This window comes from Bradyrhizobium sp. 14AA, assembly GCF_054185205.1.
Window position 1 is genome coordinate 113,255 of the sequence record NZ_JAVAYM010000018.1, and the last position, 23,893, is coordinate 137,147.

Below are 23,893 nucleotides of genomic sequence, written 5' to 3' on the forward strand. Positions count from 1 at the left end.
GCCGTCGCCGGGACGACACCGTAATTGTTGAGCGAGGCGGTCTCACAACCACGGCGCCGGCTGATCCATCGCGATCAGCTGCTCGACCTCGATGCGCGGACGCACTACCGCGTACTGGTCGTCCTTCACCAGCACCTCGGGCACCAGCGGGCGGGTATTGTAGGTGCCGGCCTGCACCGCGCCATAGGCGCCGGCGGTCATGATGGCGATGAGATCGCCCGCCTTCGGCGTCGGCAGCGTGCGATCGAGGGCGAGGTAATCGCCGGTCTCGCAGACCGGACCGACGACGTCGGCCGTGATGGTGGCGGCGCCCTTGGCGGGCTGCGTCACCGGCAGGATGTCATGGTGGGCTTCATACAGCGTCGGACGAATGAGGTCGTTCATGGCGGCGTCGATGATGACGAAGTTCTTGCCGTCACCGTGCTTCACGTAGATCACCTTGGCGACCAGGATGCCGGCGTTGCCGACGATCATGCGCCCCGGCTCGAACATCAGCGTGCAGCCGAGATTGTGACTGACGCGCTTGACCATGGCGGCATAGGCGGCAGGCGCCGGCGGCGCCTCGCGGTCCATGTAGTAGGGAATGCCGAGGCCGCCGCCGAAATCGACGTGGCTGATGTTGTGGCCGTCGGAGCGCAGCGTCTGCACGAACTCGGAGAGGATGCGAAACGCAGTCTCCATGCCGGAGAGGTCGGTGATCTGGCTGCCGATATGCACGTCGGTTCCGGTCACCTCGATGCCCGGCAGCTTTGCGGCGCGCGCATAGACCTCGCGGGCATGCACGATCGGGATGCCGAACTTGTTCTCGGACTTGCCGGTCGAGATCTTGGCGTGCGTGCCGGCATCGACATCGGGATTGACGCGCAACGAGATGCGCGCGGTCTTTCCCGTCTCGGTCGCAAGCCGCGACAATAGCTCGAGCTCCGGCTCGGATTCGACATTGAGACAGAGGATGTCGGCGGCGAGCGCGGCGCGCAGCTCTTCCTCGGTCTTGCCGACACCGGAGAAGACGATCTTGCCAGCGGGAATGCCGGCGGCCAGCGCGCGCTTCAATTCGCCGCCGGAGACCACGTCGGCGCCGGCGCCGAGCCTGGCCAGCGTGCGCAGCACCGACTGGTTGGAGTTCGCCTTCATGGCGTAGCAGACCAGCACCTTCTCGCCGGCGAAGGCCTCGGTGAAGACGCGGTAGTGCCGCTCCAGCGTTGCGGTCGAATAGCAATAGAACGGCGTGCCTACGGTCGCGGCGAGCTCGGACAGGTTCACCGCCTCGGCGTGCAGCACGCCGTTGCGGTAGTCGAAATGGTTCATGGCGTTGGCTCGGTTGCCCCAGCTATCTGCTGGGCTTGTCGTCCAGGAGCGGGTCGAGAATAAACGATTTCTTCTTGCCCTTGGCCGCCGCGGGCGGGGCATCCGCACCGTAGGTGGGATTGAACACGCTCGGCGTCTTCTGGGCTTCGGTCTCGGTGTCGGTCGGCGCGACGCCATTGGCCGTGGACGCGCTGGAGGCGGTCGGCGGCAAATCCAGCGGGCCCTTGCGGCCGCAGCCGGCCAGCGCGAGCGCGCTCAGGCTCAAGACAATGATGGCCCACCCCGAGCCGGCCGGGCGAAACTTTGACGTCACGACGAAATCCCCACTACGCGCGGCGCACCATACAGAGATTGGCGCGCTCTGGCGAGAGCCGGATGAGCATGAAAGATAAGCGAAATTTTGCCCTCAGCCCAATTTTCGCTCTTTTTCCAGCCGCTTCGCCCAGGCCTTGGCCTGCGACGTCACGTTCTTCGGCGCGGTGCCGCCAAAGCTGGTCCGGCTCTTCACCGACGATTCGACCGAGAGCACGCCGAGCACGTCCTTGGTGATCTTCGGCTCGATCGCCTGCATCTCCCTCAGCGGCAGCTCATGCAGCGCCACGCCGCTCTCGGCGGCCTTGGCCACGATGCGGCCCGTAACGTGGTGCGCCTCGCGGAACGGCATCTTCAGCGTCCGCACCAGCCAGTCGGCAAGATCGGTCGCGGTGGCATAGCCCTCACCGGCAGCCGCCTTCATCTTCGCCTCGTCGGGCACGAGATCGCGAACCATGCCGGTCATGGCGCGGATCGCCAGCGACAGCGCGGCAAAGCCTTCCATCGCGCCCTGCTTGTCCTCCTGCATGTCCTTTTGATAGGCGAGCGGCAGGCCCTTCATCACGATCAACAGACCGTTGAGCGCGCCGATGACGCGGCCGGTTTTGGCGCGGACCAGCTCGGCAGCGTCAGGGTTACGCTTCTGCGGCATGATCGAGGAGCCGGTCGTGAACTTGTCGCTGAGGCGGATCATGCCGACCAGCGGCGAGGTCCAGATCACGATCTCCTCGGCAAAGCGCGACATGTGCACGGCGCAGATCGAGGCGGCCGAGAGCGTCTCCAGCACGAAGTCGCGGTCGGAGACGGCGTCGAGCGAGTTTGCCATCGGACGGTCGAAGCCAAGCGCCTTCGCAGTGGCGTGGCGGTCGATCGGGAACGAGGTGCCGGCGAGCGCGGCGGCGCCGAGCGGGGATTCATTGAGCCGCTTGCGCGCGTCCTGGAAGCGGCCGCGGTCGCGCGCGGCCATCTCGACATAGGCGAGCAGATGGTGGCCGAAGGTCACCGGCTGCGCGGTCTGCAGATGCGTGAAGCCGGGCATGACGGTTGCGGCATGCTCCAGCGCGCGTTCGACCAGCGCCTGCTGGAACGCGGCGAGCGCCGCATCGGTCTCATCGAGGACATCGCGGACATAGAGACGGAAATCGGTCGCAACCTGATCGTTGCGCGAGCGCGCGGTGTGCAGGCGGCCGGCGGCGGGGCCGATCAGCTCCGACAAGCGGCTCTCGACATTCATGTGAATGTCCTCGAGCGCGCGCTTGAACGTGAAGCCGCCCTTGCCGATCTCTGACAAAATCGTGTCTAGACCCTTGCCGATATTTTTCGCATCAGAGGCCGTGATGATGCCCTGGTTGGCGAGCATCGCGGCGTGGGCCTTGGACGCGGCAATGTCCTGGGCAAAGAGGTGACGATCGACGTCGATGGAGACGTTGATCTCTTCCATGATCTCGTCGGGACGTTCCGAGAACCGGCCGCCCCACATCTTGTTGCTCATGATCCCCTGCTCACGCCTTGCTTTGCCGCATGTTTGCTGGCCGAGGCCAGCCGTATTAAGAGGCCCCTGATAGCCATATCTGCGACCGGATGACAAACGATATGCTCGACCAGAAGCCCTCCGCCACGCGCCGGATCCCCCTCGTCATCGCCACCGTGGCGATCGGGGGCCTGGCCGGCTTCGCCGCGCTGTACGGGCTGGGCCTGAGCCGGGCTCCGTCAGGCGATCCGACCTGCAAGCCGGCGGTGGCCACGGCGCAAAAGATCGCCCCGCTCGCCCACGGCGAGGTGGCGGCCCTGACCATGGCGAGCGCCCCCCTGAAGCTGCCCGACCTCGCCTTCGAGGATTCCGACGGCAAGCCGAGGAAACTGTCCGATTTCCGCGGCAAGACGCTGCTGGTGAACCTCTGGGCCACCTGGTGCGTGCCCTGCCGCAAGGAAATGCCGGCGCTGGACGAGCTCCAGGGCAAGCTGTCGGGCCCGAATTTCGAGGTGGTGGCGATCAATATCGACACCCGCGATCCCGAGAAGCCCAAAACCTTCCTGAAAGAGGCCAATCTGACCCGGCTCGGCTATTTCAACGACCAGAAAGCAAAGGTTTTTCAGGATCTTAAGGCCATAGGCCGGGCCCTGGGCATGCCGACCTCGGTGCTGGTCGACCCGCAGGGCTGCGAGATCGCGACGATCGCGGGGCCGGCGGAATGGGCGAGCGAGGATGCGCTCAAGCTGCTCCGGGCGGCGACCGGCAAGGCCGCCGCGTCGCTTTAAAAGTTCAGGCGGTCACGTTGAGGTTGCCGCCGACGCCGGCACCGACATTGGCGAGCGAAGGCTGACCGGCGCCCATCAGCGTCAGGACGGTGGATTTCTCCATATCCATGTTCTGCTTGGTCAGCGTCGCCGAGATATTCGACTGCAGCGCGCCCTGCTGAGCGGCCAGCATGGTGCTGACCATTGCCATCATGTCCATTACGCGAACCCTCGTACCGGCTGTAACCTAGGCGCGAGAGGTTAACGCGACATGAATTGTCACAGGGCGGATGGATGCGTGCCAATGGGGGTTGTTCCGTGTCCCGGCTCTGCGGTGCGTCACTGCGTGCCGCGCTGCGTCCGGGGCACGAGAGAGCCCTTACCTCGTCGGAACCGGCTTGGCGCCACGGTAATCGTAGAAGCCGCGCTGGGTCTTGCGGCCAAGCCAGCCGGCCTCGACGTATTTCACCAGCAGCGGGCACGGACGGTACTTGGAATCGGCCAGGCCCTCATGCAGCACCTGCATGATGGAGAGACACGTATCGAGGCCGATGAAATCGGCAAGCTCCAGCGGGCCCATCGGATGATGCGCGCCGAGCTTCATCGCCGCGTCGATCGCCTCGACGTTGCCGACGCCTTCATACAGAGTGTAGATCGCCTCGTTGATCATCGGCAGCAGGATGCGGTTGACGATGAAGGCCGGGAAATCCTCGGAGACGGCGACCTGCTTGCCGAGCTTGGCGACGAATTCCTTGGACGCCTCGAAGGTCGAATCGTCGGTGGCGATGCCGCGGATCAGCTCCACCAGTTCCATCAGCGGCACCGGATTCATGAAGTGAATGCCGATGAAGCGCTCGGGCCGGTCGGTAGCGGCGGCAAGCCGGGTGATCGAGATCGAGGACGTATCGGAGGCGACGATCGCCTCGGGCTTCAGCACTGCGCAGAGTTCGTGAAAAATCTTGCGCTTGACCTCTTCCTTCTCGACCGCGGTCTCGATCACGAGATCGCAATCGGCGAGGTCGTCCAGCTTCTCGGCAAGGGTGATGCGCGCCATCGCCTTGGACTTGTCGTCCTCGGAGACGGCCTTCTTGGAGACCTGGCGCGCCAGATTGCCGTTGATGGTGGCCATGCCCGACTTGAGGCGATCGGCCGAAACGTCGTTGAGCACCACGTCGAAGCCGGCCAGCGCCGCAACATGCGCGATGCCATTGCCCATCTGCCCCGCGCCGATCACGCCGACCTTCTTGATCACTGCCGCCATAATGTCATCCACCGGAACGGCGCGCATATCGCGCCTGCCTATCCCCCGAGCCGGGAGGTCTGATTGATCAGAAGCTTGATTTAATCAGAACCTTGGCCCGAAACCTAGATTGGATCGCTTCCCCGGCGTGTCCCACGCCAAAGAAAACGCCTCAAAAATGAAACACCGGCCGGAGTTGATGCCTCCGGCCGGTGTTTTTAACGCGTTTTACTTGCCGAGCTTGCCGAGTTCGGCCGTCAGCTCCGGAACCGCCTGGTAGAGGTCGGCGACCAGGCCGTAGTCGGCGACCTGGAAGATCGGCGCGTCCTCGTCCTTGTTGATCGCGACGATCACCTTGGAGTCCTTCATGCCGGCCAGATGCTGGATCGCGCCGGAAATGCCCACCGCGACATAGAGCTCGGGGGCCACCACCTTGCCGGTCTGGCCAACCTGCCAGTCGTTCGGCGCATAGCCGGCGTCGACCGCCGCGCGCGAGGCACCGACGCCGGCGCCGAGCTTGTCGGCGAGCGGCTCGATGTACTTGGCGAAGTTCTCGCGGCTCTGCATGGCGCGGCCACCGGAGACGATGATCTTGGCCGAGGTCAGCTCGGGACGATCGCTCTTGGCGACCTCCTCGCCGACGAAGGTCGACAGGGCCGGATCGGCAGCCGCCGCCACGGTCTCGACCGGCGCGCTGCCGCCTTCACCCGCTGCGGCGAAGGTGGAGGTCCGCACCGTGATGACCTTCTTGGCGTCCTTCGACTTCACCGTCTGGATGGCGTTGCCGGCATAGATCGGACGCTCATAGGTGTCGGGCGCGACGACCTTGATGATCTCCGAGACCTGCATGACGTCGAGCAGGGCGGCGACACGCGGCATCACGTTCTTGAAGCGCGAGGTCGCGGGCGCGACGATGGCATCATAGCCGGACGCCAGCGAGACGATCAGCGCGGCCAGCGGCTCGGCGAGATCGTGCGCGTAGAGGTCACCGTCGGCGAGGAGCACCTTCTTCACGCCGGCAAGCTTGGCAGCGGCGTCCGCCGCGGCCTTGGCGTTCTGGCCGGCGACCAGCACCTCGACGTCCGCGCCGAGCGCGGCAGCCGCTGTCAGAGCCTTGTTGGTCGAATCCTTCAGCGACGCGTTGTCGTGTTCGGCAATCAGAAGCGTCGTCATCAGAGCACCCCGGCTTCGTTCTTGAGTTTGGACACCAGCTCGGCGACGTCCTTGACCTTGACGCCCGCCTTGCGGCCCGCCGGCTCCGTCGTCTTGAGAACCTCGAGGCGCGCGGCGACGTCGACGCCGTAATCGGCGACGGTCTTCTCGGCGATCGGCTTCTTCTTCGCCTTCATGATGTTGGGCAGCGAGGCATAGCGCGGCTCGTTGAGACGGAGATCGGTGGTGACGATCGCCGGTCCCTTCAGCTTCACGGTCTGGAGACCGCCGTCGACTTCGCGGGTGACCTTGAAGTCGGAGCCTTCGACCTCGAGCTTCGAGGCGAAGGTCGCCTGCGACCAGCCGAGCAGCGCAGCCAGCATCTGGCCGGTCTGATTGCTGTCGTCGTCGATCGCCTGCTTGCCGAGAATGATCAGGCCGGGCTGCTCTTCTTCGGCGACCTTCTTCAGGATCTTGGCGACAGCGAGCGGCTCGACCGTGCCTTCGGCCTTCACGAGGATGCCGCGATCGGCACCCATGGCGAGACCGGTGCGGATCGTCTCCGACGCCTGTGCCGGTCCAATGGAGACCACCACGACTTCGGTGGCCTTGCCGCCTTCCTTCAGGCGCAACGCTTCCTCGACCGCGATTTCGTCGAACGGGTTCATCGACATCTTCACGTTGGCGAGTTCAACGCCCGATCCATCGCCCTTGACGCGGACCTTGACGTTGTAATCGACCACCCGCTTTACCGGCACCAAGACCTTCATCGATCCTCTTTCACTCAATTTGGGAGGGGGATTATCAACTGGCGCGGAACCTAAAGGCCCGATTAGGCGCGGTCAACGCGCGAACGGGCCAAATTTTAGACCTTGGAAATGCGGTAGCTCAAATGGGTCAGCGGTTCTGGCCCGGAACCCAGAGCACGTCCCCGGTGCCGTTATGGTTGGCGGCACGGCTCGCCACGAACAGGAAGTCCGACAGGCGGTTCATATACTGGATGCCAGCCGCACCGACTGGCTCGCCTGGCCGGGCCGCCAGTTCCACCATCACGCGTTCCGCCCTGCGGCATATCGTGCGCGCCATATGCAGATAGGCCGCCGCCGGCGTGCCGCCGGGGAGCACGAAGGAGGTGAGCGGGGCGAGCTTGTCGTTCAGCGCGTCGATGTCGCGCTCGAGCCGTTCGACCTGGCTCGCCACGACCCGCAGCCGCTCGGCCTGGCCTTCGCGCTCGGGGACCGCGAGGTCAGCGCCGAGGTCGAACAGATCGTTCTGGATGCGGCCGAGCATCGCATCGAGTTCTGCCGCGTCATGCGTATGGAGCCGCACCACGCCGATCGCCGCATTGGTCTCGTCGACCGTGCCATAGGCCTCGATACGCAGATCGTATTTCGGACGCCGCTCGCCCGAGCCGAGGGCTGTCGTGCCGTCGTCACCGGTCTTCGTATAGATGCGGTTCAGTACCACCATGTTCAGCGTCCCATCGCCCAGACCGCGATCATCGCGATGATGATCGTCACGAACTGAAGCAGCACGCGCCAGCGCATCAGCTTCTGCGAGGTGTTGGGCGAGCCGCCGCGCATCATGTTGACGAGGCCGAGCAGCAGCACCAACGCCACGGCGCCGGCTGCCGCCGGCAGGATGAAAGTACTTAAGACAGATGCCATTGGGGGTAGATAACACCGTGCGTGCCGGTTCGCTATCTCCCCATCCGCCATTCCGGGGCGCTCGCGATCTGGCTTTTAGGCCCATAATATCAGATGGTAGCTGAATGATTTCCGATTTGCGCCAATTGCCTGCTCCCCCCACCTCTCCCCGCAAGTGGGGCGAGGGAGCGGCGACAGCAGCGTAGGTGCCGCGTGAAAGCGATCCGCACCATCTACATCGTCGTGGAGGACGCCTTCTACACGTTCCTGGCCGACGACGGCTGGGCGATCGCGAGCCATATCGCGCTGTCGACGCTGATGGCGCTGTTCCCGTTCCTGATCGTGCTGACCTCGCTCGCCGGATTCTTCGGCTCCAAGGAACTCGCCGACCAGGCCGCCAGCCTGATGCTCCAGATCTGGCCGAAGCAGGTCGCCGATTCGATCTCGGGCGAGGTGCATGACGTGCTGACCACGACCCGCACCGGGGTGCTGACCATCGGCGCGGCGCTGTCGGTTTATTTCGCCTCCAACGGCGTCGAGGCGCTGCGGGTCGCACTCAACCGCGCCTATGCGGTGGTGGAGATGCGGCGCTGGTACTGGCTGCGGCTGGAATCGATCGGCTACACGCTGGTCGCAGCCTTCACCGCGCTCGCCATGGCATTCCTGATCGTGCTCGGCCCGCTCTTCATCGAGGCGGCGCGGCGCCATATCCCGTTGTTCGTCGAATCCAACGAGAGCATTCTCACGTGGATACGCTACGGCATCACCGTCGGCGCGCTGGTGGTGGCGCTGCTGATCCTGCACGCCTGGCTGCCGGCGGGGCGGCGCAGCTTCTTCCAGATCCTGCCCGGCATCGTCTTCACCATCGTGGCGTCGCTGATCTCGGGCATCGTGTTCGGACAATATCTGGCGCGCTTCGCCAACAACTACGTCACGATGTATGCGGGGCTCGCCTCGGTGATCATCGCGCTGGTGTTCCTGTACTTCATCGCCGCGATCTTCGTTTACGGCGGCGAGCTCAACGCCGCGATCATCAAGTCGCGACTTCCTCACGGCGTGTCGCTTCAAGCAGCGCAGTCGCTAAAGCCCGCGGAGACACAGGCTTGACCAGGAAGGCGTCGGCGCCGGCCTCGCGCGAGGCCGCCTCGTCCTCGCCACGCCCGGACACGCCGATGATGGGGATCTGAGCCAGCGGCGTTTGCATGGTGCGGATCCGCCGGATCGCTTCGACCCCGTCGATGCCGGGCAGCACCATGTCCATCAGCACCGCGTCGAACGCCCCTTGCGCGAGCCGGCCGACCGCATCCTCGCCGCGACCGATGAACTCGGCATGATGGCCGAGCTCGGTCAGGATGGTGTTGAGCACGACGCGGCCGAACGGATTGTCCTCGACGCTGAGCACGCGCAACGCCGCGACCACGTCGGCTTCAGCCTCGCCCTTCCCCTTGCGGGATTTGCCCGATCCCGTCGCATCCAGCGACACCGTCAACGTGAAGGTGGCGCCGCCACCGCGCCGCGGGGCGACCGAGATGTCGCCACCCATCGCGCGCGCCAGTTGCTTCACCGACGATAGCCCGAGGCCGGCGCCGCCGAAGCGCGAGGCGATGGTGACATTGGCCTGGGTGAAGGGGCGGAACAGCCGCTTGATCTCGGCCATGGTGAGGCCGATGCCGCTGTCGGACACCGCGAAGGCGACGCCGACCCTGCCTTTGCCCTTTGTCCTGCCCTTCAGGACACGCAAGGGCGTGACCGCGAGCGCCACGCCGCCGTGCTCGGTGAATTTCACCGCATTGTCGATCAGGTTCTCGAGCGCGGCGCGCAGGCGGACGGGATCGCCGACCACGAGGCCGGGCAGCTTTTCGGAGATCTCGACCTGGGCCTGGAGGCCCTTGGCCGCGGCGCGGCCCGCCAGCGAATCGCCGGCGCTGCGGGCGAGCGTCCGCAGGTCGAACAGATCCTGCCGTAGTGCGCCGCCGCCTGTCCCCGCCCCTTTGCCGGTCCTCGCGGCATCCACGAACAGCGTGGCAAGGCTCGCCAGATGCTCCGCGCCGGCCTTGATGGTGTCGGCCCAGCGCCGCTCCCGTTCGCCGAGATCGGAGGTTGCAAGCAGGTCGCTGATCGCGAGAATGCCGGTCAGGGGGGTGCGGACCTCATGGGCAAAGGCGGCGAGCGCGGCCTGGACCACATTCGGCGCGACCGCCTTGGTGCTGCGCTTACGCGCCTTGCCCACCGCCCCGGCACGCTTCCGAGGCGGCCGTCGCCTGGACGTTCGCGTAGTGCGCGCTGGGCGCGTTTTAGCCGCCATAAATCCCCTTCGAAGTATTCCCTTCGAACCCCGGGCCGTCAGGCGAGCATGGCACGGCGGAACCCCCGGAGTCACGGCGGCGTTTGGCTAAACCCCAGAGAAACTTAACCTAATCCCATCAGCTGGCGGATGCCGGCCGGCGTCATGCCGGCCGCGCGCAACTCGCGCAGACCGGTCGAGCGGCCCGATTTCGACAGCTTCTGTCCCGTCTCATCGCGAATCAGGGCGTGGTGGCGGTAGGCGGGTTCCGGCAGGCCGAGCAGGACCTGAAGCAGGCGGTGGACCGAGGTGGCGTGAAACAGGTCCTGCCCCCGCACCACCTCGCTGACGCCCTGGAGGGCGTCGTCGACGACCACGGACAGATGGTAGCTGGTCGGCGTCTCCTTGCGGGCCAGGATGACGTCGCCCCAGGCCTCCGGCCGCGCAGGAACGATGCCGCGCTCACCATCGGGCCCCTCGCCGAGCTCGTCCCAGGTCAGGTCGGCGGCGTTGCGGCAGGCAGCCGCCATGTCGAGCCGGAGCGCATAGGGCGCGCCCGAAGCGATCAGGCGCGCCCGCTCGTCGTCAGGCAACGATTTGGCATCGCCGGGATAGAGCGGCGCGCCGTCGGGATCGCGCGGCCACGGCCCGTTCGCCTCGCGCGCGGTCACCAGCCTTGCGATCTCGGCCCGGCTCTCGAAGGCGGGATAGACGAGGCCGAGCGCGGAGAGCTTGTCCAGCGCGGCGCCGTACTCGGCGAGATGCTCCGATTGCCGCCGCACCGGCGTCTCCCAGGCGATCCCCAGCCAGGCGAGGTCCTCGTAGATCGCGGTCTCAAACTCCGGCCGGCAGCGTGTCGCGTCGATGTCCTCGATCCGCAGCAGCAGCCGCCCGCCGGTCTCGCGCGCCCGGTCGAAGTTGAGCAGCGCGGAAAAAGCGTGGCCGAGATGGAGGTGGCCGTTCGGGCTCGGGGCAAATCGGAAAACGGGTGGCGCCATATGCAAAAATCTCGTCGTGGCCGGGCTTGACCCGGCCATCCATCCTCCAGGACTCTGTTACGATAGGAGATGGATGCGCGGGTCAAGCCCGCGCATCACGAGTTGAGCCCCATGACCATCCACCTCGAAACCCAGTCCGATCTCGAAGAGGCGGTCCACGCGCTGATCAAGCGCGATCCGCGCCTGAAACCCGTGTTCGAGGTCGCCGGCATGCCCGCCTTGCGGCGGCGCGAGCCGGGCTTTGCGGGGCTGGCGCACATCGTCTGCGGGCAGCAGCTCTCGACCGCGAGCGCGGCGGCGATCTGGGGGCGGCTGTCGGCGGCGTTCGATCCGTTCGACCACGAGGCGGTGGGACGCGCCCGCGCCGACCGGCTGGGACGGCTCGGGCTCTCGGCCGCGAAGATCAAGACGCTGAAACATCTCGCGCGCGAGATCGCCGCGCAGCGGCTGAACCTCGACGTGCTCGCGGAGGAAGATGCCGACGCCGCGCATCACACGCTGATCGCGCTGCCCGGCATTGGGCCGTGGACGGCCGACGTCTATCTGCTGTTTTGTCTCGGCCATGGCGATGCCTGGCCGGCCGGCGACCTCGCCGTGCAGGAGAGCATCAAGATCGGTCTCGGCCTTCAGGCGCGGCCGACGGAAAAACAGATGGCGCCGCTCGCCGAGCCCTGGCGTCCGCTGCGCGGCGCTGCCGCGCATCTGTGGTGGAGCTATTATCGCGCGGTGAAGAAGCGCGAGGGCGTCATCGCCGGCGAGGCGAACGCCGTTTCAAACAATGTTGCTGTTGCAAAGCGCAGAGCCGTGAAAGAGAAGATGTCGGCACGGAAAAAGCCGAGGCCTTCACCATGACATCGACCGATTTCATCGTCGCACGCAACGACCTCGAACAGTGCAAGCTGATCGAGACCGCCATTCCGGATGCCGCCGCGCTGCCGGCGGATGCGCTGCTTGTGAAGGTCGAGCGCTTCGCGTTCACCGCCAACAACATCACCTATGCCGTGATGGGCGACGAGCTGAAATACTGGCAGATCTTTCCGGCGCCGCAGGGCTTTGGCAACATCCCCGTATGGGGCTTCGGCGAGGTGGTCGCCTCGAAACATCCCGGCATCGCCGTGGGCGAGCGGCTGTTCGGCTATTTCCCGATGGCGACGCATCTCGTCGTCGAGGCCACTGACGTCAGCAAGCGCGCGCTTCGCGACGGCGCCGAGCATCGCAAGCAGGTCTCGCCGGTCTACAATCTCTATTCCCGCGTCACCGGCGATCCCGCCTTTGCCGGACGTGAGGGCGACCTTCAGGCGCTGCTGCGGCCGCTGTTCATGCTGTCGTTCCTGGTCGACGACTTCCTCGCCGAGAACGACGATTTCGGGGCCCACACCGTGCTGCTCTCCAGCGCGTCCAGCAAGACCGCGTTCGGGCTTGCTCATCTCCTGCACAGCCGCGGCCGCAAGGTGATCGGGCTGACCTCGGCGGGCAACGCCGGCTTCGTCGGCTCGCTGCCATGCTACGACGAAGTCGTCACCTATGACCGCGTCGGCGCGCTGCCGACGGATAAGCCGGTCGCCTTCGTCGACATGGCCGGCAGCAGCGCGTTGCGGGCCGGGCTGCACCACCATTTCGGCGAGCAGATGGCCTGCTCGGTGCGTGTCGGTTTGACGCATCGCGCCACCGACGCCGATGAAGGCGCCCTGCCCGGCGCAAAGCCGCGCTGGTTCTTCGCGCCCGATCATATCCGCAAGCGCGCCAAGGAGTGGGGTCCCGGCGGCATCGAGCAGCGTTTTGGCGCGGCCTGGTCGGGCTTTGCGCCTCTGTTGGAGAGATGCCTCACCGTCGTCGAGAGCCGTGGGCCGGAAGCGGTGCAGCGCGTTTATCAGGACACGCTGAAGGGCCGCATTCCGCCTGAGCAGGGGCACATGCTCTCGCTGCTCGGGTAAAGCGCTTTCGACGACCGGAGAACCAGTATAGCGTTCGACCCTCTAACGCCGCGAAGACGGCCACGAGGTCGCGCATGCTGGACAGGACGAAGGATATCTCCGTCGCCGCACAAGCCTGGCTCGACGAGCTCGAGCGCGTGCTGGGCAAGCCGGATCCCGCCGCGCTGGACCGCCTCTTCCTCGCCGACAGCTTTTGGCGCGATGTGCTGGCGCTGAGCTGGAACCTGCAGACGGTCGCCGGCCGCGAGCCGATCGCGCAAGCGCTGACTGCGCTTGCGCCCAAGGCGGCGCCGACCAATTTCAAGATCACGCCGAACCGTGCGCCGCCGCGCTGGGTGAGGCGCGCCGGCACCCACAACATCGAAGCCATTTTCAATTTCGAAACCGCAATCGGCCGCGGCAGCGGCATCGTCCGGCTCGTTCCCGATGCCGCCGACGGCGACCGGTTGAAGGCATGGACGCTGCTCACCGCACTCGACGAGCTCAAGGGGTTCGAGGAGCAGCTCGGCATCTCGCGGCCGCGCGGCCAGGCCTATTCGCGCGACTTCCGCGGGCCGAACTGGCTCGATTTGCGCAACGCCTCGCGCGATTATTCCGACCGCGATCCGGCCGTGCTGGTGGTCGGCGGCGGCCAGGCCGGGCTCGCGATTGCGGCACGGCTGAAGCAGTTGCAGGTCGACGCGCTGATCGTCGATCGCGAGATGCGGATCGGCGACAATTGGCGCAGGCGCTATCACGCGCTGACCCTGCACAACCAGGTGCAGGTCAATCACATGCCCTACATGCCGTTCCCACCGAGCTGGCCGGTCTATATCCCCAAGGACAAGCTCGCCAACTGGTTCGAGGCTTACGTCGACGCCATGGAGTTGAACTTCTGGACCGGCACCGAATTCGAAGGCGGCGCCTATGACGAGGCCAAGCGCCATTGGACCGTGACGCTGCGCCGCGCCGACGGCAGCCGGCGTACGATGCATCCGCGCCATGTGATCATGGCGACCGGCGTCAGCGGCATCGCCAATATTCCCGCTATTCCAACCCTCGACAATTTCAAGGGTACGCTGCTGCATTCCAGCCGCTACGAGGACGGCGAGAACTGGACCGGCAAGCGCGCCATCGTCATCGGCACCGGCAACAGCGGCCACGACATCGCGCAAGACCTTTATTCCAGCGGCGCCGAGGTGATGCTGGTGCAGCGCTCTCCGACGCTGGTCACCAATATCGAGCCGTCGGCGCAGCTGGCGTACGCGACCTACAATGAAGGCACGCTCGAGGATAACGACATGATCGCGGCCTCGATGCCGACGCCGCTCGCCAGGAAGACCCATGTCATGCTGACCGAGCAGTCGAAGGAGCTCGACAAGGAGCTGCTCGACGGCCTCTCCCGCGTCGGCTTCAAGCTCGATTTCGGCGAGGCCGGCACCGGCTGGCAGTTCAAATACCTCACCCGCGGCTATTATTTCAACGTCGGCTGCTCCAACCTGATCGTAGAGGGCGCGATCAAGCTCAGGCAGTTTTCCGACATCGAGAGCTTCGTCACCGAGGGCGCGCGCATGAAGGACGGCTCGATCATTCCAGCCGACCTCATCGTGCTCTCCACGGGCTACAAGCCGCAGGAATACCTCGTGCGAAAACTGTTCGGTGACGGCACTGCCGACCGTGTCGGCCCGGTCTGGGGGTTCGGCGACGGTTTTGAGCTGCGCAACATGTATGCGCGCACGAGACAGCCTGGCCTGTGGTTCATTGCCGGCAGCCTCGCACAGTGCCGCATCAACTCGAAATATCTCGCGCTCCAGATCAAGGCGATCGAGGAAGGGATGCTGGAGGCGTGAGGTGGGCACACCCAAGCCCTCGTCATTGTGAGCGTAGCGAAGCCATCCAGACTGCCTCCGCGGAGAGATTCTGGATTGCTTCGCTACGCTCACAATGACTGCGTGGATGCAGATGAGCAGGACAGAGACAGATAAAGGAAGGGACCATCCATGCCAGCCATTCTCGGCAGCGGCGAGCACCGCTACCGTGTCGTCGAAAATTTCGCAAAGCTGCCGGACGGCTGGCAGCTCACCGACGTCGCGTCCGTCGCGGTCGACAGCAAGGACCGCCTCTACGTCTTCAACCGCGGTGCCCATCCGATGGTGGTGCTGGACCGCGAGGGTCATTTCTTGCGCAGCTGGGGCGAAGGCCTGTTCTCCCGTGCACACGGGCTGCACATCGACGCCGACGACAATCTCTATTGCACCGACGACGGCAACCACACCGTGCGCAAATGCACCACCGACGGCAAGGTGCTATTGACGATCGGCATCCCCGAGAAGCCGACGCCGTTCATGAGCGGCAATCCCTTTCATCGCTGCACCCACACCGCGCTGTCGCCGAAGGGAGAGATCTACGTCTCCGACGGCTATGGCAATGCGCGCGTGCACAAGTTCACGCCCGACGGCAAGCTGATGAAGAGCTGGGGCGAGCCCGGCACCGATCCCGGCCAGTTCAACATCGTGCATAATATAGCCACCGATGCCGATGGCTGGGTCTATGTCGCCGACCGCGAGAATCATCGCGTGCAGGTCTTCAATGGCGAGGGCAAGTACGAGACGCAGTGGAACAATCTGCACCGTCCCTGCGCGCTGTGCTGCTGCGGCGGCAAGAGCCCGACCTTCGTGATCGGCGAGCTCGGCCCGGGCCTCGCCATCAACCGCAAGGTGCCCAATATCGGCCCGCGGCTATCGATTGTGGATGCGCAGGGAAAGCGCATCGCGCGGCTCGGCGGCGAGGAGGGGCCGGGCGTCGCCAGCGGCAAATTCCTGGCGCCGCACGGCATCGCGCTGGATTCCAAGGGCGACATCTATGTCGGCGAGGTCGGCGTCGCCGACTGGAAGACGAGCTTTCCGGACGAGGAGGTGCCGGCGGCGGTGCGCGCGACGCGGTGCCTGCAGAAGCTGGAGCGGGTATGGGAGTAACTGCCGCGGCGGAGCCACGACGCGCCGGCGAAGACAGTTCCGCGCCAGCCGCGGGACCGCACCCCAAATCGCGGCGGTTTTACGCATTTTGCCACCCCGCCGCCGCATTGCCTGCGCCTGAATAAGTCGCTCAACGGGCTTCACAATCCCGTCACGCTGCATGTAGTATGTCAGTACATGCTGCTTCGCAGCGTATATTGGAGGCCGGGAGCGTTACTTGAACGCACATGTCTCGCAAGGCAGTTGGCCGGTGTTGGTGCTGAATGCGGACTTCCGGCCGCTGAGTTACTACCCGCTGTCTCTTTGGTCGTGGCAGGACGCGATCAAGGCGGTGTTCCTCGACCGCGTCAACATCGTCGCTCACTACGATCAGGCGGTCCACAGTCCCACGCTGCAGATGCAGCTGCCGAGCGTCGTCTCGCTCAAATCCTTCGTCAAGCCGACCACCCATCCCGCCTTCACCCGTTTCAACGTCTTCCTGCGCGACCGCTTCAATTGCCAATATTGCGGCTCGCCCGAAGACCTCACCTTCGATCACATCATCCCGCGCAGCAAAGGCGGTCAGACCACCTGGGAGAACGTGGTCGCGGCGTGCTCGCCGTGTAACCTGCGCAAGGGCAACCTCACCCCGGCGCAGGCCAAGATGTTCCCGCGCCAGCACGCTTTCGCCCCGACCGTGCACCAGCTCCACCGTAACGGCCGGCTGTTCCCGCCGAACTATCTGCACGACAGCTGGCTCGACTATCTCTACTGGGATACGGAGCTGGATCCGTAGGGCTGGCTTCAGGCCCCGATCGCGATCCTTGCCATCCCGTCGCGATGCATTCAGCAGGCCTGCGCAGACCTGGCCGAGAACGGAACCCGAAGCACCGGTATCCGTTCAGAGTGAGGGACCGGATCTATCCTGGCCCGCCATAGCCCAAGATAGCCCAAGGGGAGAGTCCTCATGCCCGCAGCCGAGACGGATCACGTCTACAAGATCCTGGAACTGGTCGGATCGTCCGAGACCTCGATCGAGGATGCGATCAAGAACGCGGTCAGCCGTGCCGCCAAGACCGTTCGCGAGATGAAATGGTTCGAGGTGGTGCAGACCCGCGGCCACATCGAGAACGGTACCGTACGACACTACCAGGTGACGCTGCGGGTCGGCTTCACGCTGGAGTGATGACGCGGCGGATACCAACCGTCGCGCCACGGCGGCATGGTTAACATCCGCCCGCGAGAGTCGATCAAGATATATCGACCCCCACCGGTTGAATACGGACCGCGCACAATCATCGCGGATATTGCAACAGGCCGTTAAGTCGAAAGTGAGAGGTTTGCACCGATTTGGAGCAAACCCGATGGTCACCAGCCGCGAATTCGGCAAGACGCGCCTTCCGCTCTGGGCGGCGGGTTTCGTCGCGCTGATTTGCGTGGCGATCCTCGGCTTGAGCGCCTGGCGCGAATGGGAAGCGCGTAATGCCGATCTCAGGAACGCCGAGATCGACGTGACCAATCTCGCGCAGTCGCTGATCCAGCACGCGGACGATACGTTCGAGCTCGTCGACACGGTCCTCGTCGGGCTGGTCCATCGGCTTGAAATCGACGGAACGGGCCCGGACACGATTGCAAAGCTGCAGGCCTATCTTCCGACACGCAAATCGTCGGACCGCATCCGCGGCATCTTCGTCTATGATGCGACCGGCCGGTGGCTTGCCACGACTGAGCGCCTCGACTTCTCCAAGCTCAACAACAGCGACCGCGAGTATTTCCGGCGCCATCGCGACTCGCCGGAGACGGGCACGCTGATCGGACCGCCCATCAAGAGCCGCGCCGGCGGCCAGTGGATCATCACCGCATCACGCCGGATCAACGATTCCGACGGCGGCTTCGCCGGCGTCGCCCTGCTCACGGTCGACGTCAGCTATTTCGTCAAGTTCTACGAGCGGTTCGACATCGGTCCGAACGGCTCGGCATCACTGCTCAACAACGGCGGCATCATGCTGGCGCGCAGCCGCGACGAGGCCGGCGCCTTCATCGGACGCGATCTGTCCAACGCGCCCTTGTTCAAGACCTGGGAAAGCCGTCCCACTGCGGCGGTCTATTATTTCACGTCGCCGCTCGATGGCGTGCAGCGGCTGAGCTACTACCAGCGCAGCAGCCGCTATCCGCTGATGGTGCTGGCGAGCAAGTCGCAGGACGACGTGCTGGCCCCCTGGCGCCGCGCGGCGGCCGTACGCATGACCTTCGTCCTCGGCCTCGTCCTGCTGATCGCGGTGATCGGCTTCTACCTGGTCCGGCAGCTGGTGCAGCGGCAGCGCATGGCGCAGGCCCTGGTCGCCAAGGAAGCGAATTTCCGCCTGCTGGCCGAACAGTCCAGCGACATGGTGACCCGGATCGGGCTGGACAACCGGCTGCTCTACGTCTCTCCCGCATGCGCGCGCATCACCGGCTGGTCCGCCGACGAACTGCTGGCGACCTCGGCCCTGGCCGGCATTCACGCGGACGACATGGAACGTGTCGAGCAGGCCATCGCGGCGCTGAAGAATGGCGAGGCCGAAGAGGCACGGTTCGTCTATCGCCAGCGCCATCGCGACAAGGGCGAGATCTGGGCGGAGGCGGCGCTGCACGTGACCCTGGCGTCCGACAGCGGCGAGATCGACGGCGTGGTCGCGGTCGTGCGCGACATGACCGAGCAAAAGGATCTTCAGGACAAGCTCGCATCGCTTGCGACGACCGACGGCCTCACCGGCCTTGCCAACCGGCGCGCATTCGACGAACGCCTCGCCGACGAATGGGCGCGCGCCCGGCGCGACGGCACGCAGCTTTCGCTGTTGCTGATCGATGTCGATCATTTCAAGAAGTTCAACGACCATTACGGACATCTGGCGGGCGACGGGTGCCTTCGCGCGCTTGGCCGGATTCTATCCGCTCAAGCCAGGCGCCCCGCCGATCTCGCCGCCCGCTACGGCGGCGAGGAATTCGCCGTGCTGTTGCCGAACACCGGGGCAGACGGCTGTGCCGAGGTCGGCGAAGGGATTCGCCAGGCGCTGCACGATCTCGCCTTGCTGCATGCGCAAAACCCGCCCTCTCGCCTGGTCACTGTCAGCGTGGGCGCCGCGGCAAGCCTCCCATCCGAGACCACGGCGGACTCCAGCACGCTGGTGGTGGCTGCCGATCGCGCGCTCTACGCCGCCAAGGACAGCGGCCGTGACCGGCTGGTGATGTCGGGACAGGTCGTCCCCTGGCCGGCGAAGACCGCGTAACAGAGAAGGGCGCTCACCAAGCGTAATACGCGCTGCCCGCCCCCGCGGGGATCGTTGGAGAACCCTCTCAGGCGCGATATGACTTTGGATCACGGCCGGATGTTCGGCCGGCCCGAGAGTGTTGCCGTGGCTGATAAGATCGAACTCGTCCTCTTCGACATGGACAATGTCCTCTGCGACTACGACCGAGGAACACGTGTCGCATGCCTGGCGGAGCTTGCGGGGACCAGCAGCGAAGCCGTTCACACCGCGATCTGGGACAGCGGATTCGAGCTCATGGGCGATTCCGGCACTCTCGGCGCAGCCGACTATCTGCGCGGTTTCGGCGAACGCATCGGCTATCCGCTGTCGCTCGACGAGTGGGTGGAGGCGCGGCGCCGTTCGATGCGGGCCGATCGCGCCATGCTGGAGATTGTCGACGGCTTGCGCAAGACCGTCGATATCGCGGTCCTGACCAACAATACCACGCTGGTCGCCGACCATATCGACACGCTGCTGCCGGATTTGCGTCCGCTGTTCGGCTCCCGAATCTACACGTCGGCTCAATTCGGGGCGGCAAAGCCGGATCCGCGCTGCTATCGCCTCTGCCTGTCGGAGCTCAATTTGAGGCCGGAGGCCGTCCTGTTCGTCGACGATCTCCTCGCCAATGTCGCCGGCGCGCGAGAGGCGGGCCTGTTCGCGCATCACCACACGTCGGTGGAGACATTCAAGCGGGCTCTTTCCGAGCACCGCCTGCTTCAAGGGTGAATTCGCGTCGAGCGTTCCCCGGCGTCAGGCCAGATGACACGACACGAAGTGCCCGCCCGCCCCTTCCTTCAACACAGGCGCGCTTTCCGCACAGCGCGGCTGGGCGATCGGACAGCGGGTGTGGAAGTGGCAGCCCGACGGCGGCTTCATCGGGCTCGGCACGTCGCCTTTGAGCCGGATACGCTCGCGCTTGAGTTTTGGATCGGGCACCGGCACCGCCGACAACAGCGCCCTTGTGTAGGGATGCTGCGGATTGCGGTAGAGGTCGCTGGCCTTGGCGAGCTCGACGATGCGGCCGAGATACATCACCGCGACGCGATCGGAGATGTGCTCGACCACCGAAAGGTCGTGCGCGACGAAAAGGTAGGTGAGGTTCAGCTCGGCCTGGAGGTCCTCCAGGAGATTGATCACCTGGGCCTGGATCGACACGTCGAGCGCGGAGACCGGCTCGTCGCAGACGATCAGCTTCGGCTCGACCGCGAGCGCGCGCGCGATCACGATGCGTTGGCGCTGGCCGCCGGAGAATTCGTGCGGATAGCGCCGCATGTGCTCGGCCTTGAGCCCGACCTTGACGAGCAGACCCGCGACGCGCTCCTCCCGCTCCCTGGCGGACGAGGCGAGATTGTGGATGGTGAAGGCCTCGCCGAGGATGGCGCCGACCGTCATGCGCGGATTGAGCGAGGCGAACGGATCCTGGAACACCAGCTGCATGTTCCGCCTCATCGCGCGCAGGTCGTTGCCGCCGAGCTTGCGCACGTCCTGGCCGTCGAACATGACCTCGCCGTCGGTCGGCTCGATCAGGCGCAGCACGCAGCGCCCCGTCGTCGACTTGCCGCAGCCGGATTCGCCGACGAGGCCGAGCGTCTCGCCGCGATTGACCGAGAACGACACGCCGTCGACCGCATAGACGGTGCCGACCTGGCGCGACAACAGGCCGCCGAGCACGGGGAAATGTTTCTTCAGGCCGCTGACGCGGAGCAAGGGCTCGCTCATGCCGCGCCTCCCAACTGTGTATCTCCGAGATGACAGGCCATGCGGTGGCCGGGCGCAATCTCGCGCAGCAGCGGCTCCTTCTCGGTGCAGACATTCATGGCGAACTTGCAGCGCGGCGCGAAGCGGCAGCCGACCGGCGGATTGATCAGGATCGGCACCGAGCCCGCGATCGCCTCGAGCCGCGTCTTGTGCTCGCTGTCGAGGTCGATGCGCGGGATCGAGCGGATCAGTCCTTGCGTATAGGGGTGGCCGGGATCGCCGAAGAGATCGTCGACGAGCGCCTCCTCCACCACCTTGCCGGCATACATCACAACGACGCGCTGCGCGGTCTCGGCGACGACGCCCATGGCATGGGTGATCAACATCACCGCCATGCCGAAGCGCTCCTTCATGTCCTGCAGGAGGTCGAGGATCTGCGCCTGGATGGTGACGTCGAGCGCGGTGGTGGGCTCGTCCGCGATGATCAGCTTCGGCTTGCAGGCGAGCGCCATCGCGATCATCACGCGCTGGCGCATGCCGCCGGAGAACTGGTGCGGATAATTGTGCACGCGGCCTTCGGCGTTCGGGATCTGCACCAGCTTCAGCATCTCGATGGTGCGCTCGAGCGCCTGCTTCCTGGTCACCGCCTCGTGGCGGCGCAGGCTCTCGGCGATCTGCTCGCCGATCGTGAGCACCGGGTTGAGCGAGGTCATCGGCTCCTGGAAGATGAAGCCGATCTCCTTGGCCCTGATCTCGTCGAGCTGATTGCTCGTCAGCGGCACGAGATCGCGCCCCTCGAAGATGATCTGGCCCGCCGCGATGCGGCCGGGCGGCATCGCGATCAGCTTCAGGATCGACATCGCGGTAACGGTCTTGCCGCAACCGGATTCGCCGACGACGCAAAGCGTCTCGCCCTTGTTGATGGAGATATCGACGCCGTCGACGGCCTGCAGAATGCCGTCGTCGGTGGAGAAGTGGGTTTTCAGGCCCTTGATCTCGAGCAGCGGCGCCATCAGATCACCCGTCGCGCATCGAGCGCGTCACGCAGGCCGTCGCCGATGAAGTTGATGGCAACCACGGCGATGAAGATCGCGCCGCCAGGAAACAGCGCCCAGTGCGGGCCGATGTCGAGAAAATCCTTGGCGTCATAGAGCAGCCGGCCCCAGGTCGGGGTGTCGGGCGGAAAGCCGAGGCCGAGGAAGGACAGCGTCGATTCCGCGATGATGGCAGCGGCGACGTCGATGGTACCGGCGATGATCACCGGGCCGACCGCATTGGGCAGGATGTGCCGCACCACCTGCCGCACCGGACTGGCGCCGAGCGCGCGCGCGGCCTCGACGAATTCCTTTTCGCGGATCGACAGGAACTGCGCGCGCACGAGCCGCGCCACCGGCATCCAGCGGAGTCCCCCGATCACGAGCACGATCAGGATGAAGATGCCGCCCTCGGGGCCGAACATCGCCTTCAACCCGTCGCGGAAGAGATAGATCAGCAGCAACAGCAGCGGCAGCTGTGGCAGCGACAGGAACAGGTCGGTGAGCCACATCAGGCCGTGCCCGAGCGCGCCGCGCGACATGCCGGCGAGCGCGCCGATCAGCGTGCCGACGAAGACCGAGACCAGCATCGCGGCGAGCCCGACCGCGAGCGAGATGCGCCCGCCATAGATCATGCGCGCCAGGATGTCCTGGCCGAGATCGTCGGTGCCGAAGGGATGGGCCAGCGAAGGACCCTGCATGCCCGCAACGATATCGATGTCGTTGATCTTGATGCGCCAGACGAAGGGGCCGGCCACGACCGCCAGCACCAGCACCAGCAGCAGGAAGGCGCTGATCACGGCGAGGCGGTGGCGGCGATAGCGCCGCCACGTCTCGCGCCAGGGCGAGTAGACGCCCCGCTCAGCGGAGGGAGATGCGAGGGTCAAGCCAGCCATAAAGGACGTCCGCGATGAGATTGAACAACACGACGAGGCACGCGAAGACGAAGGTGACAGCCATCACCACCGGCGTGTCGTTGGACAGGATGGAGGAGATCAGCAGCGAGCCGATGCCGGGGATGCGAAAGATCTGCTCGGTGACGATGGCGCCGCCGAACACCGCCGGCATCTGCAACGCAATGAGCGTCACGACCGGGATCATGGCGTTGCGCATGACGTGCTTGATGATGACCTTGGCCTGCCCGAGACCCTTGGCGCGCGCCGTGGTGACGTAGTCGAGCCGGATCACGTCGAGCATCGCCGAGCGCACGAAGCGGGTCATCGACGCCGCCTGGAACAGGCCGAGCACCGCCACCGGCATGATCGCCTGCCGGATCATCTCCAGCACCCAGCGAATGCCGGTGCCCTTGATGTCGGTGGTATAGACGAAAGGCAGCCAGTCCAGCGTGACCGAGAAGATCAGGATGAACAGGATGCCGGTGAAGAAGGTCGGCAGCGAGAAGCCGACGAAGGCGAGCGTGTTGGCAATCTGGTCGAACAGCGAATAGGGCTTCGTCGCCGCGTAGACCCCGACGGGGATCGCGATCAGCAAAGCCAGGAGCTGGGCCGAGCCGATCACGTAGAGCGTGGCCGGCAGGCGCTGGAGGATCAGCGTGTCGACGTCCATCCGGCTGACGAAGGAGAAGCCCCAGTCGCCGTGCAGCATGGCGTTGAGCCAGTGCAGGTAGCGAAGGTGGATCGGATCGTCGAGGCCGAACTTGGCGCGGAGCGCAGCCTGCACTTCGGGCGGCACGTTCGGATTGGTCGCCAGCTCAGAGAACGGATCGCCAGGGGCGAGCGCGAGCACGACAAACAGCACGACCGAAATTCCGAGCAGGCTCGGAATCGCGATCAGCAAGCGACGTAGGACGTATCGGCTCATGAGGG

25 protein-coding genes are annotated in these 23,893 nt (G+C 65.4%); 10 read left to right on the forward strand and 15 right to left on the reverse strand.

The genetic code is table 11. From position 1 onward, the window contains the following. Positions 1-42: 42 nt before the first annotated feature. The 3 genes from lysA to argH form a co-directional block, all read right to left on the reverse strand. The gene (lysA, locus tag RAD15_RS28300) at positions 43-1,308 is read right to left on the reverse strand and encodes a diaminopimelate decarboxylase (RefSeq protein ID WP_458181498.1); all 1,266 of its coding nucleotides are present in this window, start codon (positions 1,306-1,308) and stop codon (positions 43-45) included. Positions 1,309-1,330: 22 nt separating this feature from the next. Continuing rightward, positions 1,331-1,621, reverse strand: coding sequence for an LPS translocon maturation chaperone LptM (lptM, locus tag RAD15_RS28305; RefSeq protein WP_458181499.1), 291 nt, complete (start codon positions 1,619-1,621; stop codon positions 1,331-1,333). A gap of 93 nt (positions 1,622-1,714) precedes the next feature. Next, complete coding sequence (gene argH, locus RAD15_RS28310; protein WP_458181500.1) at positions 1,715-3,112, reverse strand: argininosuccinate lyase; 1,398 nt, start codon at positions 3,110-3,112, stop codon at positions 1,715-1,717. Between the two features lie 101 nt (positions 3,113-3,213). Here argH and tlpA point away from each other — a divergent pair, with 101 nt between their 5' ends. Then, positions 3,214-3,879, forward strand: a complete 666-nt coding sequence (tlpA, locus tag RAD15_RS28315) for a thiol:disulfide interchange protein TlpA (protein WP_458181501.1) — start codon at positions 3,214-3,216, stop codon at positions 3,877-3,879. Positions 3,880-3,883: 4 nt separating this feature from the next. Here the strand turns inward: tlpA and RAD15_RS28320 are convergent, their stop codons facing one another. The 6 genes from RAD15_RS28320 to RAD15_RS28345 form a co-directional block, all read right to left on the reverse strand. Then, entirely contained in the window at positions 3,884-4,078 is a 195-nt protein-coding gene (locus RAD15_RS28320) for a hypothetical protein (RefSeq protein WP_091960250.1), read from the reverse strand. Between the two features lie 159 nt (positions 4,079-4,237). Then, on the reverse strand, positions 4,238-5,119 hold the full coding sequence (locus tag RAD15_RS28325; protein WP_458181502.1) for a 3-hydroxybutyryl-CoA dehydrogenase: 882 nt from the start codon (positions 5,117-5,119) through the stop codon (positions 4,238-4,240). Between the two features lie 207 nt (positions 5,120-5,326). Beyond that, positions 5,327-6,271, reverse strand: a complete 945-nt coding sequence (locus tag RAD15_RS28330) for an electron transfer flavoprotein subunit alpha/FixB family protein (protein WP_458181503.1) — start codon at positions 6,269-6,271, stop codon at positions 5,327-5,329. After that, on the reverse strand, positions 6,271-7,020 hold the full coding sequence (locus RAD15_RS28335) for an electron transfer flavoprotein subunit beta/FixA family protein (protein WP_271589480.1): 750 nt from the start codon (positions 7,018-7,020) through the stop codon (positions 6,271-6,273). The genes RAD15_RS28330 and RAD15_RS28335 overlap by 1 nt, the downstream gene beginning before the upstream one ends. A gap of 127 nt (positions 7,021-7,147) precedes the next feature. Then, on the reverse strand, positions 7,148-7,720 hold the full coding sequence (locus tag RAD15_RS28340) for a cob(I)yrinic acid a,c-diamide adenosyltransferase (RefSeq protein WP_458181504.1): 573 nt from the start codon (positions 7,718-7,720) through the stop codon (positions 7,148-7,150). Between the two features lie 2 nt (positions 7,721-7,722). Then, the gene (locus RAD15_RS28345; protein WP_458181505.1) at positions 7,723-7,917 is read right to left on the reverse strand and encodes a twin transmembrane helix small protein; all 195 of its coding nucleotides are present in this window, start codon (positions 7,915-7,917) and stop codon (positions 7,723-7,725) included. Between the two features lie 192 nt (positions 7,918-8,109). Between RAD15_RS28345 and RAD15_RS28350 the strand changes: the two genes are divergently transcribed. Further along, positions 8,110-9,003 (forward strand): YihY/virulence factor BrkB family protein, encoded by an 894-nt coding sequence (locus RAD15_RS28350; protein WP_458181506.1) that lies wholly within the window; start codon positions 8,110-8,112, stop codon positions 9,001-9,003. Here the strand turns inward: RAD15_RS28350 and RAD15_RS28355 are convergent. Then, positions 8,930-10,201 carry an ATP-binding protein gene (locus tag RAD15_RS28355; RefSeq protein ID WP_458181507.1) on the reverse strand — a complete coding sequence of 424 codons (1,272 nt, stop codon included), beginning with the start codon at positions 10,199-10,201 and terminating at the stop codon, positions 8,930-8,932. The genes RAD15_RS28350 and RAD15_RS28355 overlap by 74 nt on opposite strands. Before the next feature lie 104 nt (positions 10,202-10,305). After that, positions 10,306-11,178, reverse strand: coding sequence for a tRNA glutamyl-Q(34) synthetase GluQRS (gluQRS, locus tag RAD15_RS28360; RefSeq protein ID WP_458181508.1), 873 nt, complete (start codon positions 11,176-11,178; stop codon positions 10,306-10,308). A 111-nt stretch (positions 11,179-11,289) separates the two neighbouring features. Here gluQRS and RAD15_RS28365 point away from each other — a divergent pair, with 111 nt between their 5' ends. The 8 genes from RAD15_RS28365 to RAD15_RS28400 all read left to right on the forward strand — a co-directional run bounded on the left by RAD15_RS28365 (position 11,290) and on the right by RAD15_RS28400 (position 20,061). Next, positions 11,290-12,030 carry a DNA-3-methyladenine glycosylase family protein gene (locus RAD15_RS28365; protein ID WP_458181509.1) on the forward strand — a complete coding sequence of 247 codons (741 nt, stop codon included), beginning with the start codon at positions 11,290-11,292 and terminating at the stop codon, positions 12,028-12,030. Continuing rightward, positions 12,027-13,112 carry a DUF2855 family protein gene (locus RAD15_RS28370; protein WP_458181510.1) on the forward strand — a complete coding sequence of 362 codons (1,086 nt, stop codon included), beginning with the start codon at positions 12,027-12,029 and terminating at the stop codon, positions 13,110-13,112. Before RAD15_RS28365 ends, RAD15_RS28370 begins: the two co-directional genes overlap by 4 nt. 74 nt (positions 13,113-13,186) lie before the next feature. Beyond that, positions 13,187-14,941, forward strand: a complete 1,755-nt coding sequence (locus RAD15_RS28375; RefSeq protein ID WP_458181511.1) for a flavin-containing monooxygenase — start codon at positions 13,187-13,189, stop codon at positions 14,939-14,941. 150 nt (positions 14,942-15,091) lie between these two features. Further along, positions 15,092-16,066, forward strand: coding sequence for a peptidyl-alpha-hydroxyglycine alpha-amidating lyase family protein (locus RAD15_RS28380; protein ID WP_458181512.1), 975 nt, complete (start codon positions 15,092-15,094; stop codon positions 16,064-16,066). Between the two features lie 217 nt (positions 16,067-16,283). After that, on the forward strand, positions 16,284-16,841 hold the full coding sequence (locus RAD15_RS28385) for an HNH endonuclease (RefSeq protein WP_254123568.1): 558 nt from the start codon (positions 16,284-16,286) through the stop codon (positions 16,839-16,841). A 171-nt stretch (positions 16,842-17,012) separates the two neighbouring features. Continuing rightward, positions 17,013-17,231, forward strand: coding sequence for a dodecin (locus tag RAD15_RS28390; RefSeq protein WP_458181513.1), 219 nt, complete (start codon positions 17,013-17,015; stop codon positions 17,229-17,231). Positions 17,232-17,409: 178 nt separating this feature from the next. Next, on the forward strand, positions 17,410-19,314 hold the full coding sequence (locus tag RAD15_RS28395; RefSeq protein WP_458181514.1) for a sensor domain-containing diguanylate cyclase: 1,905 nt from the start codon (positions 17,410-17,412) through the stop codon (positions 19,312-19,314). A gap of 99 nt (positions 19,315-19,413) precedes the next feature. Then, complete coding sequence (locus RAD15_RS28400) at positions 19,414-20,061, forward strand: HAD family hydrolase (protein WP_458181576.1); 648 nt, start codon at positions 19,414-19,416, stop codon at positions 20,059-20,061. A gap of 24 nt (positions 20,062-20,085) precedes the next feature. Here the strand turns inward: RAD15_RS28400 and RAD15_RS28405 are convergent, their stop codons facing one another. Genes RAD15_RS28405 through RAD15_RS28420 form a run of 4 tightly spaced genes read right to left on the reverse strand, consistent with a single transcriptional unit; the run spans position 20,086 to position 23,888 of the window. Beyond that, positions 20,086-21,054 (reverse strand): ABC transporter ATP-binding protein, encoded by a 969-nt coding sequence (locus RAD15_RS28405; RefSeq protein ID WP_458181515.1) that lies wholly within the window; start codon positions 21,052-21,054, stop codon positions 20,086-20,088. Next, complete coding sequence (locus RAD15_RS28410) at positions 21,051-22,046, reverse strand: ABC transporter ATP-binding protein (protein WP_458181516.1); 996 nt, start codon at positions 22,044-22,046, stop codon at positions 21,051-21,053. Before RAD15_RS28410 ends, RAD15_RS28405 begins: the two co-directional genes overlap by 4 nt. After that, entirely contained in the window at positions 22,046-22,963 is a 918-nt protein-coding gene (locus tag RAD15_RS28415) for an ABC transporter permease (protein ID WP_458181517.1), read from the reverse strand. Before RAD15_RS28415 ends, RAD15_RS28410 begins: the two co-directional genes overlap by 1 nt. Next, the gene (locus RAD15_RS28420) at positions 22,929-23,888 is read right to left on the reverse strand and encodes an ABC transporter permease (protein ID WP_458181518.1); all 960 of its coding nucleotides are present in this window, start codon (positions 23,886-23,888) and stop codon (positions 22,929-22,931) included. The genes RAD15_RS28415 and RAD15_RS28420 overlap by 35 nt, the downstream gene beginning before the upstream one ends. Positions 23,889-23,893: the final 5 nt, after the last annotated feature.